At 62.6% G+C, this 12,586-nt stretch carries 12 protein-coding genes; 8 read left to right on the forward strand and 4 right to left on the reverse strand.

The features are described 5' to 3' along the window. The first annotated feature begins 2 nt into the window (after positions 1-2). The 8 genes from HCZ23_RS16240 to HCZ23_RS16275 are packed head-to-tail and all read left to right on the forward strand — an operon-like array spanning position 3 to position 8,313. Positions 3-1,502 (forward strand): tripartite tricarboxylate transporter permease, encoded by a 1,500-nt coding sequence (locus HCZ23_RS16240; protein ID WP_167602785.1) that lies wholly within the window; start codon positions 3-5, stop codon positions 1,500-1,502. Then, a complete protein-coding gene (locus HCZ23_RS16245) occupies positions 1,499-2,539 on the forward strand; it encodes an amidohydrolase (RefSeq protein ID WP_167602786.1) in 1,041 nt (346 codons plus the stop codon). The genes HCZ23_RS16240 and HCZ23_RS16245 overlap by 4 nt, the downstream gene beginning before the upstream one ends. Then, complete coding sequence (locus HCZ23_RS16250) at positions 2,536-3,477, forward strand: tripartite tricarboxylate transporter substrate binding protein (protein ID WP_167602787.1); 942 nt, start codon at positions 2,536-2,538, stop codon at positions 3,475-3,477. The genes HCZ23_RS16245 and HCZ23_RS16250 overlap by 4 nt, the downstream gene beginning before the upstream one ends. A gap of 47 nt (positions 3,478-3,524) precedes the next feature. Continuing rightward, positions 3,525-4,529 (forward strand): MBL fold metallo-hydrolase, encoded by a 1,005-nt coding sequence (locus HCZ23_RS16255; RefSeq protein WP_167602788.1) that lies wholly within the window; start codon positions 3,525-3,527, stop codon positions 4,527-4,529. Between the two features lie 57 nt (positions 4,530-4,586). Continuing rightward, positions 4,587-5,555, forward strand: a complete 969-nt coding sequence (dctP, locus tag HCZ23_RS16260) for a TRAP transporter substrate-binding protein DctP (RefSeq protein WP_167602789.1) — start codon at positions 4,587-4,589, stop codon at positions 5,553-5,555. Position 5,556: 1 nt separating this feature from the next. After that, complete coding sequence (locus HCZ23_RS16265) at positions 5,557-6,072, forward strand: TRAP transporter small permease (RefSeq protein WP_167602790.1); 516 nt, start codon at positions 5,557-5,559, stop codon at positions 6,070-6,072. Between the two features lies 1 nt (position 6,073). Then, on the forward strand, positions 6,074-7,366 hold the full coding sequence (locus HCZ23_RS16270; protein WP_167602791.1) for a TRAP transporter large permease: 1,293 nt from the start codon (positions 6,074-6,076) through the stop codon (positions 7,364-7,366). After that, on the forward strand, positions 7,363-8,313 hold the full coding sequence (locus tag HCZ23_RS16275) for an SMP-30/gluconolactonase/LRE family protein (RefSeq protein ID WP_167602792.1): 951 nt from the start codon (positions 7,363-7,365) through the stop codon (positions 8,311-8,313). The genes HCZ23_RS16270 and HCZ23_RS16275 overlap by 4 nt, the downstream gene beginning before the upstream one ends. A 12-nt stretch (positions 8,314-8,325) precedes the next feature. Here HCZ23_RS16275 and HCZ23_RS16280 read toward each other — a convergent pair whose 3' ends face one another. Genes HCZ23_RS16280 through HCZ23_RS16295 form a run of 4 tightly spaced genes read right to left on the reverse strand, consistent with a single transcriptional unit; the run spans position 8,326 to position 12,010 of the window. Beyond that, a complete protein-coding gene (locus tag HCZ23_RS16280; protein WP_167602793.1) occupies positions 8,326-9,093 on the reverse strand; it encodes an amidohydrolase in 768 nt (255 codons plus the stop codon). Further along, positions 9,090-10,565, reverse strand: a complete 1,476-nt coding sequence (locus HCZ23_RS16285; RefSeq protein ID WP_167602794.1) for a tripartite tricarboxylate transporter permease — start codon at positions 10,563-10,565, stop codon at positions 9,090-9,092. Before HCZ23_RS16285 ends, HCZ23_RS16280 begins: the two co-directional genes overlap by 4 nt. A 39-nt stretch (positions 10,566-10,604) precedes the next feature. Then, positions 10,605-11,063, reverse strand: a complete 459-nt coding sequence (locus HCZ23_RS16290; protein ID WP_167602795.1) for a tripartite tricarboxylate transporter TctB family protein — start codon at positions 11,061-11,063, stop codon at positions 10,605-10,607. Further along, the gene (locus HCZ23_RS16295; RefSeq protein ID WP_167602796.1) at positions 11,060-12,010 is read right to left on the reverse strand and encodes a tripartite tricarboxylate transporter substrate binding protein; all 951 of its coding nucleotides are present in this window, start codon (positions 12,008-12,010) and stop codon (positions 11,060-11,062) included. Before HCZ23_RS16295 ends, HCZ23_RS16290 begins: the two co-directional genes overlap by 4 nt. Between the last annotated feature and the right edge of the window lie 576 nt (positions 12,011-12,586).

Raw genomic sequence — 12,586 nt, forward strand, 5'->3', positions numbered from 1 at the left:
TCATGTATTCTGACCTTCTCCATGCCCTTCCGGATGTCTTTGCCTGGACGAACTTTGCCGCCGTTGTGATCGGCGTGATCGCGGGCATCGTCGTGGGCGCCATGCCGGGGCTCTCGGCCACTATGGCGATCTCTGTTCTCGTGCCCTTTACATTTGGTCTCGAACCGCTTGTGGCGCTCGGCCTGATGGCGGGCATCTACAACGGGGCGATGTATGGCGGCGCAATCCCCGCCGTGCTGCTCCGTATCCCCGGTACGCCGGCCGCCGTCGCCACCACGTTTGATGGCTACCCGATGGCGCAAAAGGGCGAAGGGGGATTCGCGTTGCAGGTCGCGGTGGTGTCCTCCGCGTTCGGCGGTATCGCCTCTGCCTTTGCGCTGATGCTGCTGGCACCGCCGCTGTCCAAGGTGACGCTGCTCTTTGGCCCGTCCGAGGTGTTCTGGGTCGCTGTCTTCGGCCTTGCCTCGATCATCTTCCTGCTGGGCGGTAACCCGGTGAAGGGGTTGATCTCGGCCTGTTTCGGGGTCTTCGTATCGGTGATCGGCTCTGACCCGATCTATGGCAACGACCGCTTTACCTTTGGCCAGCTGGAGATGCTCGACGGCATCAACATCGTGATCCTGCTGGTCGGCCTCTACGCCTTGCCGCCGGTGATCGACCTTCTGGAAACGCCGCTCAAGACCGACGGCGTCAGCAGCTCCAAGCTGGGGACGCAGTCGCTCTGGAAAGCACTCCCGCGCATGAAATCCTTCTGGAAGACGTGGTTGCGCGGGTCCTTCCTTGGCATCTGGATCGGCATTCTGCCCGGAGCGGGCGGATCGATGGCGGCGTTCATGTCCTATAACGAAGCGCGGCGTACCTCCAAGCATCCCGAGAAATGGGGTGAGGGTGAGCCCGAGGGCGTCGCCGCCGCAGAAGTCGCCAACAATGCCGACACTGCCTCCGCGCTGATCCCCGCGCTGACGCTGGGTATCCCGGGCACCGCCGTCGCGGCGGTCATGCTGGGGGGGCTGCTGGTCCATGGCCTGCAACCCGGGCCGATGCTGTTCCGCGACAACCCGGACATCGTCTTCGGCTTCATGTGGCAGTTCCTCTTCGGCGCGATCCTTCTGGTCCTGCTGGGTGGCTCGCTGGCGACCAACTCCTTCGCGCGCCTCTTGAACCTGCCGCGGCCGCTGTTGGGGTCGGTGATCATCGTGCTCATGCTGATCGGCGTCTATTCGATCCATGGCCGCATGTTCGACGTCTATCTGATGCTTGGCTTCGGTGCGATTGGCTGGGTGATGGACCGGCTCAAGTTCCCGCTGCCGCCCGTCGTGCTGGGCCTGATCCTTGGTGGCTTTGCCGAAGAGAACCTGCGCCTTGCTCTGCGGATCGGACGCGGAGACCCGATGATCCTGTTCCAGAACACCACGAGCCTGATCCTTGTGGCGCTCACCATCGCCGTGGTCGTCGGCCCGACGCTGAAGAAACGCTACATCGACAGCCGCAAGAAGGCATGACCGTAAGCCCGCATCATAGGGTCCGCGAGGATTGGCTCGCTCTGGCGCAAGAGGACGTTCTTGCGCCGGAGCAACCCATTTTCGACTGCCACCACCACCTTTGGGATCGGCCTGAGGGCCGTTATCGGGCAGAGGAATTGATGGCGGATATAACCACGGGCCATGACGTGCGGGCCAGTCTCTACGTCCAGTGTCGCACCGGCTACCGCACAGACGGCCCAGAGGCCCTTCGCCCGGTGGGCGAAGTCGAAACCGTGCTGGACTGGACACGCGGGCATGATCGCTTTCCGACGGGCATCGTCGCGATGGCGGACCTGCAACTGGGCGACGGCGTACGTCCGGTACTGGACGCGCTGGTCGAGGCGGGGCGGGGCCGGGTCAAGGGCATCCGCAACACCACCGCATGGCATGCCAATCCGGCAGTGCGCTCCAATCCGAAGCCGCCGCCCGAGGGCCTGTTGCGTTCGGACGCCTTCCGCGAGGGCGCGCAAGCGGTGTCTGCAAAGGGGCTGAGCCTCGATATCTGGGCCTACCAGACCCAACTGGACGAGGTTCGTGCATTGGCAGAAGCTGTGCCGGAGCTGACCGTCATCGTCGACCATTGCGGCGGACCGCTGGGTGTCGGCCCGCATGATCGCTTTGACCCTGAGAATTTCCGCGCCTGGCGTGACGCGCTGAGCACGGTGGCCGCACTGCCCAACACGCGGGTCAAGATCGGCGGCTTCGGCCTCGGTGTCTTTGGCTGGCGGTATGCCGATGCGCCCCTGCCGCCGCACTCCGAGACGCTGGCGGAGGACTGGCGTCCCTGGGTCGAAACCTGTCTCGACCTCTTCGGCCCCGATCGCGCGATGTTTCAAAGCAACTTCCCCGTGGACAAGGGACAGGTCGGCTACCGGACGCTTTGGAACGCCTTCAAACGCCTCGCCGCACCGCTGAGCCGCGACGAACGGGACACCCTGTTCTGGCGCAGCGCCGCGCGCAGCTACGACATCGAAGAACAGATTTTCACACATGACATTGGGAGGATACCGTCATGAAACTCACCCTTACCGCGCTGGTGCTGAGCCTTTCGGCCACAGCCGCATTCGCTGAATACCCGGAAAAGCCCGTTGAGGTCGTCGTCGGCTATTCTGCGGGCGGCGGCACAGATGTGATGGCGCGCACCGTCGCGCAATTCCTCGAGCAGGAGCTGGGCGACGGCGCATCGGTCGTGGTCAAGAATATGCCCGGTGCCGGAGGCCAGATCGGCTTTACCGAGGTCGCCGGGGCAAAGCCCGATGGCTACACGCTGGGCACCTTCAACCTGCCGGCAGCCCTTGCACTGACCAAGGACCGTGCGGCGGACTACGACGTGGACAGCTTTACTTACCTCGCGAATTTCGTTGAGGACCCGAACACCATCACCGTCGCGGCCTCGTCGCAGTTCCAGACGCTGGGCGAGCTTATCGACGCGGCCAAGGTCGATCCGGGTGCGATCACGCTGGGGCTGTCCAGCCTTGGGGGTAACGATCATTTCGCCGCCAACATGATGCAGGACGCAAGCGGCGCGGAGTTCACGCTGGTGCCGTTCAAGGGCGCGTCCAACGCCCGTACCGCGATCATGGGGGGGCATGTGGCCGCCGGAACCATGACGCTGGGCCAGACCTCGAACTTCCCCGACGAGCTGCGCGTACTGGCGGTGCTGGCCGATGAACGCTCGCCCTTCCGCCCGGATGTGCCGACTGCAAAGGAGCTGGGCTATGACGTGCAGATGTCATCCCTGCGCGGCATCGTCGCCCCGGCGGGCATGGACGCGACCACGACCGAGCAGCTGCTCAGCGCGCTGAGCGCCGTCAACGAAAACCCCGAGTTTCAGGCGATGATGGCCGAGCAGGGCAATCCGATTGCCTTCATGGTTGGCGACGATTTCGCTGCCACCGCCGCCAAACAGGACCGCATCGCCGCTCAGATTTGGGCTGAGACCCCTTGGAAATGAAATTTCCGCGACAGAAGTGACTTACTGATTTTTGGGAGGAGAACAGTATGAAATTCAGGTTGGGCACCGCACTGACGGGTGCGCTTCTGCTTGGGGCGCTTCCGGCATTCACCGAGAGCGATCCAGACCTGTCGGCCCGCCACGTGGCTGCGGCCGAAGCCGCCGCGGGTGACGAGCTTGCGCATGTGCTGGGACATTGCAGCAAGATCGGCAAGTCTTTCACCATTCCCCATGACAAGGGGCATGAGATGCTGGAGCGCCTCATTGGCAAGGGCGACCCGCGCACCACGGCGGTCTTTGACAACCTGATCTTCCTTGGAACGGCTTGGGTGACCGCTTGGGCGATCCCCACGTCCGACGGCATCATCCTGATCGATGCGCTCAACAACGAAGATGAGGCAAAGCGCTACATCGAAGGCGGGCTGCGCGACATCGGGCTGGATCCGGTCGACATCAAGAAGATCGTCGTATCCCATGCGCATGGCGACCACTACGGCGGCGCCGTTTACCTCAAGGATAAATACGGCGCCGAAATCATCATGTCGGAAACCGACTGGCAGGAACTGGAGAAAGACGAGCTTCAGTTCGATGATCCCTTGTGGGGTCGTCCGCCCCAGCGTGACGTCAGTGTCGGTGATGGCGCCACGGTGACACTGGGCGACACGACGATTACCCTGCTGGAAACGCCGGGCCACACGCCGGGCACGCTTTCGACGATCGTTCCGGTGACCGACGATGGCGAACTGCACAAGGCGATCATCTGGGGGGGCAACGGTCTGAACTTTGGGCCGGATGCCGGGCGTTTCGTTCAGATGATCGATTCTCAGCGCCGCCTTGCCGCGATGGCCAGAGAGGAAGGCTTTGACGTGTTCCTTTCCAACCACAAGACCCTTGATGGGACTTACACCAAACTCGACGCCATGGAGGCAGGTGCCGAGGGCAATCCCTTTGTCATCGGATCAGACAAGGTGGAGCGCGCCTTTACCGCGCTGAGCCATTGCGTCGCCGCACAGCTGGCAAGCTTCGATCCAGAGGCCGTTCCAGCCGACTGAAAACAGACGGGCCGGGCCGCAACGCCCGGAACAACACTTTGAAACTGGAGGAAAATCATGACCATTAAAACCCTCGGCGCTGCTGCGCTGATCGCCGCGTCCGCCACCGTCGCACATGCCGACGACTGGACCGCCTACACCTATTCGTCCGTCTCGACGACGTCCGCCGTCAAGGGCATGACACGCATCGTCGACCGCGTTGCGGAAGACACCGATCTGACCATCGACCTGCACCTTGGCAAGACCTTGCAGATCGCGTCCGCAGATATCACGCAGGCCGTGGGCGACGGCATCATCGACATGGCGGCCGATTTCTTCTTTTCCGGCAGCGTGCCGATCGCGCGGGTGCTGAACCTGCCGATGCTGATCGAGAACGACGAGGAATGGGCCAAGGCCTACGAGGCGATGGAACCGACGCTGGTCGATGCCTTCGCAGAGCAGGGCGTCGTGCTGCTGGGCGGCTACCGCTACCCGGAACAGACCATCTTCACCACTTTTGAAATCAACTCGCTGGCCGACCTCGAAGGTCACAAGATCCGCGTGACGTCGCCTGAGCAGGGCAAATTCATCGAGGAATTCGGCGGTGCGCCGATCACCCTATCCGGCTCCGAAGTGCCGACCTCGCTGGAACGCGGCGTGATCGAAGGCGTGCTGACCGCCTCGGCGGGTGGGGCCAAGAACTGGCACGAATTCCTGCCCTACAACTACCGTTTCGCAGTGAACTACGGCAACTCGATGATCATCGCCAATGCTGACAGCTTCGACGCTCTGTCCGAAGACACGCAGGCCAAGCTGCGCACCATCGTCGCCGAAGAGGGGCCCAAGACCACGGCGGCTTTCCTTGAGGATGAAGAGGCGCAGAAGGCTTCGCAATCGGCAGCGGGCATGATGCTTGTTGACGCCGCAGATGGCGATGCCGCCATGGCGGCCGAAAAGCTCACGCCGTTCTGGGAAGCCTGGGCCGAGCAAAACGGGCCGGAGTATGTCGAAGCCCTCGCCACCGTGCGCGAAGCCATCGGTAAGTAAGATGCAGACGCAGAGCAGAACGGGGCCGGCATCGGCCGGCCCCATTTTCGACGTTGCCGCGCGGATCACGGGCGTTGCAACCGGCACGGTCCTTGTGGCGCTGGTCTCGCTGGTCTGCCTCGAGGCGCTGCTGCGCGGCGGCTTTAATTACTCGCTGGGCTTTGCCGAGGAACTGACGGGCTACGGCGTCGTCTTTATGACCTTCTTCGGCGCGGCTCTGGCATTGCGTAGCCATGCGATGTTCCAGGTGCATTTCCTGCTGGACACCTGGCCTGAGGGCACGCGCCGCTGGCTGATCCGCGTCTTTGCGCTCGTCGCGCTGGCGATCTGCGTGATCCTCGCGTGGAAGACCAAGGATCTGACGCTGTCGTCCTTTTCGCGCGGCAAGTTCGCGCCGACCGTCCTGCGCACGCCCCTTTGGATCCCGCAGATCATCCTGCCGCTCGGCTTTTCCGTGCTGGCGTTCTTTCTGGTCGAGCAACTGCTGCTGACCTTCCGCAATTACGGGGACAAGTAAAATGGAAGCGATCCTCGCCTTTGGCCTGCTGATTGGCCTGATCCTTGGCGGCATGTGGGTGCAATTCGCTGTTGCCGGTGCCGGTCTGACCTATATCTGGCTCCTCAAGGGCTTTGGGGGCTGGAAGGCGCTTGGGCTTGTCAGTTGGGGCGCCGCCAACAGTTTTACCCTTGCCGCTATTCCGCTGTTTGTTCTGATGGCCGAAATCCTGCTGGGCTCGGGTCTCTCGACGCGCCTGTATAACGGTGTCGCGCCCTTCATGCGGCGGCTTCCGGGCGGATTGTTGCACACCAATATCGCGGGTAGCGGCATCTTCGCGGCGATTTCGGGCGGCTCCGCCCCCACCGCCGCCGCCATGTCTACGGTCGCCCTGCCGGAACTGTCCGCGCGTGGCTACAACCGTCGCCTCGTCGCCGGGTCGCTGGCCGCGGGAGGAACGCTGGGCATTCTCATCCCGCCGTCGATCACCATGATCATCTATGCCACTTTCACCGAGACCTCGATCGCGCGGCTCTTTGCCGCCGGTCTGGTGCCGGGGATCGTTCTGGCGCTGTGTTATATGGGCTTCATCATGGCGCGCGTGCTGATTAATCCGTCTCTGGCGCCGAAGTCCGAGACCAAGGCCAGTCTCGGTGATCTGGGCCGCGCGCTCTTGGACATCGTGCCGTTTCTCATGCTGATCTTCATCGTGCTGGGTAGCATCTACGGCGGCTTTGCCACACCGACCGAGGCCGGGGCCGTGGGCACAGTGGGCGCCATCCTGATCGCCGCACTCTATCGCAAGCTTAGCCTGCAACTTCTCAAGGACGCGCTGTCCCGTACCGCCTCCATGAGCGGAAACATCCTGTTCATTGTTTTCACCTCGATGATCTTTGCCTACGCGACTGCGCTCTCGGGTATCGGCGAGGATCTCGTCGGCATGCTGGAAGAGGCCAATGTCTCGCGCCTGACCTTCCTGCTGATCATCATGGTGGTCTTTGCGATCCTGGGCTGTTTCATGGAGGGCCTCGGCATGATCGCGATTATCGTGCCGGTGATCTTCCCGGCGCTGATGGCCATGGGTGTCGACCCGATCTGGTTCGGCGTCTTCGTCGTGATCCTGGTGGAGCTGGGCCAGTTGACCCCGCCGCTGGGCGTGATCCTCTTTGTCGTGGCCTCGTCGTCGGATGAGGTCAAGGTCGAGGACGTGATCATGGGTACCTTGCCCTTCTTCTTCATTATCGTCGCCTTCATGCTGCTTCTCATCGGTGTGCCTGATATCGCCCTGTTCTTGCCGGAGTTTACGTTCGGATGACACATACCTATCCCTTTCCTGAGCCGGTCATCCTTGATGCCGAGGTCTTTACCGAGCTGCCCGCCGCGCTGCGCCGCACGGGTCAGCCGTCCTACTGGGCGGAAAAGAACCGACGCGGCGCGCCTGCGGACAGTTTCCTTGAGGGGCCGTCCTTTGATGCGCAGGGGAATCTCTGGTTCGTCGACATCCCTTTTGGTCGGGTGTTTCGGGCCGATCAAGGCGGTGGAATCAACCAGGTCGCCGAGTATGACGGCCAGCCCAACGGGCTGAAGATCCACCGCGACGGGCGGATCTTTCTGGCGGATTATCAGAACGGCATCATGTTGCTGGACCCGGACAGCGGGACGGTGAGCAAGGCGCTCGGCGATGCCGACACCGAAAGTTTCAAAGGCTGCAACGACCTGCATTTCGGTCGCGACGGCGCGCTTTACTTCACCGATCAGGGCCAGACCGGGCTGCAAGACCCCACAGGCCGTGTTTGGAAATGGGTGCCGGAAACGGGCGCGCTGACCTGTCTGATCGACAAGGTGCCGAGCCCCAATGGACTGGTGCTGGACATTGCCGAACACGTACTCTTCCTTGCCGTGACGCGGGCGAATGCCGTCTGGCGCTTGCCCATGTCGCCCTCAGGGCGGGTGAACAAGGCCGGGCTTTTCATCCAGTTCTCCGGCGGCCGCGCGGGGCCAGACGGGCTTGCGCTGACCTCCGCTGGCGGCGTCGTGGTGTGTCAGACCGGCATGGGGCTGGTCTGGGTGCATGATGTGCTGGGACGTCCCATCGCTGTGGTGCGTTCGCCGCGCGGCCTCGGCACGACCAATTGCGCCTTTGGCGGGCCGGAGGGGCGGACCCTGTTCATCACAGAAAGCGACAGTGGCAGCATCCTGAAGGCAGAGTTCCCGACGGAGTTGGGAATCGCTGGCGCGCCGATGTTTTCCGGCGCGCTCTAAGGTGCAAACGGCTCAAAAGCCGTAGAGCGTTTCGGGATTGTCCCACATGCACCGCCGGAAGGTATCGGCACTGAACGCCGTGCGGCATAGCTCCAACATCGGCGGGATCTCCGGCACTGGCTCGGGGGTCATCACATGCGGCCAGTCGCTGCCCCAGAGGATCTGGTCGGGAAAATCCGTCCCGAGACGTGTCATCAGCGCGGACAGGTCGGCGTAGCGCCCGATATCGGTGCTGACCCGGGTCGGGGAGAGTTTGACCCAGATGCGGCCCGTGTCGAGAAGCCGGAACAGGGCGTCCGGCGCGTCGGGGTCGACATGACCGATGTGATCGAGAATCAACAGCACGTCTGCGGGCAGGTCGGGCAGCATCGCTCCGATCCGGTCAAAGCTGTGCGGCTCCGTGTTCAACTCGATATGCCACCCGACTTCTGCCATCCTGTCCGCGAGGTCAGGCAATTGCCCGAGCGCACTGTCGCCCAGCCGTGCGCGGTCCTGGATGCGGATCGCGCGGATGCCAGCGGCATGCAATGCGGGCAGGTTGGCATCCGCGTCGATCATGGCGACGCCGCGCAAGGCAACGGGGCCTTCGGTGCTTAGCGCCGCCACCAAGCGACTGTTGTCCGTTCCATCGACCGAGGCCTGCACCACAACGGCGCGGCGCACGCCCAGAGGCGCGGCCTCTGCCATGTAGTCGCGGATATCGCGTTTGGGCGGGGCATAGGCGCCGGTTTTCGGGGGAGCGTCCTTAGCAAAGGAATGCATGTGGCAATCGGTAATCATGTCCGCGCCTTTCTGATGTCGAGAGCCAAGCTGATCAGCACGCAGAGCACGATCAGCGCCATCAGTCCGAGGGTAATGGGTGATCCGACAAAGATGCCGTAGCTGCCGCCCGAGGTCAGTAAGGCCTGTCGCAGGCTCTGTTCGAATGGTGCTCCAAGGATCAACCCGATCAGCAGCGGCGGCAGCGGGAAGTTGGCGCGGCGGAAGAGGAACCCCAGCACGCCTGCGCCGAGCATCACCCAGACATCGAACAGGCTGTTGTTCACCGAAAACGCTCCGAAGACCGCGAGGATCGTGATCGCGGGCAACAGGTGGCGCGGCTGAATGCGCGTGACGTGGATCGCAACGCGAAAGAACATGAGGCCCAAGATCACCGTCGGGATGGACGACAACAAGAGCGCCTCGAAGATGGCATAAACCTCCAGCCCGTGATCGCGGAAGAGGAACGGCCCCGGCGCCAGCCCGTGCAGCATGAAGGCGCCAAGGATCACTGCCGTGACCGCGTCGCCGGGAATGCCGAGCGCCAGCGTCGGCACCAACGCTCCGCCGGTCACGGCGTTGTTGGCGGCTTCGGGGGCGGCGACGCCTTCAGGTGCGCCCTTGCCAAACTGCTCGGCATCCTTGGAACGCGAGCGAGCGAGGTTGTAGCTCATGAAGGCGGGCACGGTGGAACCGATCCCCGGCAGGATGCCGACAAAGGTGCCGATGATCGAGGACAAGAGCAGTGTCACCCGCATCCGCCACACCTCGGCAAAGCGCACGACCGACGACTTCAGCGGCGGAACCTGAACATCGCCCACCAGCGGCTCTCGGTCAAAGGCCTGCATCAGAACTTCGGCCATTGCGAACAGGCCGATCAACACCGGGATCAACTGGAACCCATTTTCAAAGGCAAAGGAGCCAAAGGTGAACCTCGGCGTGCCACTGATCGGGTCGAGGCCCACGATGCCCGCACATGCGCCCACCAACACCATGATCAACGCGTCCAGTTTCGATCCGCCGCCGAAGATGACGATCACCAGCAAGGCAAACAGCATCAACATCGCCATTTCCGCCGGGCCGAAATCCAGTGCGAAGCGCGCCAGCGGTTCCGCCAGCGCCATCAGCACGAAACAGCTAAAGATGTTGCCGAAGACGCTTGCATAGAGGGCAAAGCGCAGCGCCCGGCCACCTTCGCCGCGGCGCGCCATGGCGAAGCCGTCGATGGCTGTCGCTGCCGAGGACGGCGTGCCCGGCACGTTCAACAGGACCGCCGAGATCGATCCGCCAAAGATCGCGCCCTGATAGACGCCGAGAAGCAGGATGATCGCCGGGATCGGCTGCATCGAGAATGTGACCGGGATCAACAGGGCGATGGCCATGGTCGGCCCGAGGCCGGGGATCGTCCCGATGATGATCCCCGAGACGATCCCGATCAGCGCCGCAACCAGCACCCAGATGTTCAAGAGTTCAAGAAAGGCATCGACAAGCATAGCTTGCGCTCCATTGCATATTGAAAAGGATCGAAAAGGTTAGGGCAGAGGGATGCTCAGCCCATACCGTCCGCCAAAGGTCACGACCGCAGCAATGACCAGCGGCAGGCCCAGCAAAAGCGGACGACGTTCACCGAGAACCAGCGCCACGACGATCCCCACGCCAGCAGCTCCGAAGAAGAACCCGATGTGCGGTATCGCCCAGAGCGCCGCCGCGCAACTTGCCGTCAGGGTCAGAACCCGGCCCAACCGGGACAGACCAAGCGGGGTATCCTCAGTGCGCAGGCATAGGATGAGGCGAAGTGCCGCGACAGCCGCCAACAGCCACAGGGCCACGCGGGGAAAGCTGCGGGCATCCGGCCCCGAGGCGCCGAACCCAAAGATCTCGATCTGGCTATCCAGGCTCACAAGCCCCCAGGCCGCTGCCGCGAGCAAGAGCCCGACGGTCAGCGTTCGAAAGCCCGGGCGGGCGAACCCGCCTTGCGTCTTGTGGCTCAATTGCCAAGGTCCTTGGCGATGTCGCGATAGGCGTTCAGGTTTTCCTGAATCGTCGCGGCGAGCTCTTCGCCGGACATGATCCGCACCGGCTGGCTGAGGTCGGTCATGAAGGTCTTGAAGTCATCCGACATGGCGACCTCGGTGAACGCGGCTTCGAGCTTGGCGATGATCGCCGGGTCGGTGCCGTCCGGTGCCATGATGCCGACGATCGAGGGGAATTCTGCCGCCAACCCCGCCTCCTTCAGCGTCGGTGCGTCGGGGAAGTCCGGGTCGTTAGTGCCGTCGAGCACACCCAGAAGGCGCAACTGACCGTCCTGGACCAGATCGCGATAGGCCGGCACCAAGGCTGCGTTCACGTGACCGCCCAGCACCGCTGCCGTGGCCTTGGAGGCGCCGTCGAAGGGCACGTGTTGAAGCTGGGCACCGGTTTCCTTGGCCACCGAGGCGAAGGCCAGATGCGCGCCGCCCATTGCGCCTGCGGTGCCATAGGTCACCGCACCGGATTTTGCACCTTCGATCAGAGCGGCGAGCGTTTCGTAGGGGCTGTCCGCAGGAACGACAACGCCGTGGTACGGGCCGGAATAGTTCAGGATGGGTGTGAAATCTGCCAGCGTGTCATAGCCTACGTCGCGAAGCGCCGGGGTGACGAAAGACGGCGACGAGGTCGTCGCAATCAGTGTGTAGCCGTCCGGGTCGGCGGCTGCGACGGCACGCATCGCGTTCGTGCCGCTGGCACCGGGCTGGTTTTCCACCACGATGGGCTGACCAAGGATCTTTTCCGCCATTGTCGCCATCTGGCGCGCTGAAATATCGGTGGTGCCACCCGCTCCATAGGGAACGACGATGGTGATCGGACGGTTCGGGTAATCCTCCTGCGCAAAGGCAGCAAGAGGCGTGATCGCCATGCTGGCCAGCAAGGCCAGACTCGAACGGCGTGTGAATGTCATGATATCCTCCCAAATGTCATAAGCGCTGGCGGGTCGCCTTGGCGGTTGGCTTGAAAACCGTTGGCCGTCGGCGCGTCAATGCGCAGCTTACAGTCCGGCCTCCCACCGGACGCTCGATCATGACCTTTATCATTTCTTAATAAAAGCGCGAAAAATTTAAGATTAAGAACAGAGATTTTTCACCAGTCGTGCTGTCCACGTGAGGAACTGAATGCGGCAATATATCCTGCTGACACCTCGACTACCTGTCGACAAGTGTCGAATTCACTCTTCGTCGGGCTCACCCTGCAGCCGGCGTCGGGCAGCTTTGGACGTAGTTGAACCAAGCGTTCCGAGAGTCGAATTGGACTTCTAAGTCGCGCTGCCAAAAACTGCTGAGATTGACCAATCTTTCATCAGTCTTCGATTACGGCAGAGCACCGGTTTACACTGCGATGAAAAATGCTCACAAGTTTTGTAAAGCTTCGTTGGCGGCGCGGAACTGCCATTCGTGCAACGCGCAGCGAAGGTCCGGAATCCACCCCTTGCTCCGAGTCACGGGCCCATCCTGCACTCTTTTGGCGATCACAGTTTCAG

The sequence above is a fragment of the Celeribacter sp. HF31 genome (assembly GCF_011806455.1).
In the GTDB taxonomy this organism is placed as follows: Bacteria; Pseudomonadota; Alphaproteobacteria; order Rhodobacterales; family Rhodobacteraceae; genus Celeribacter.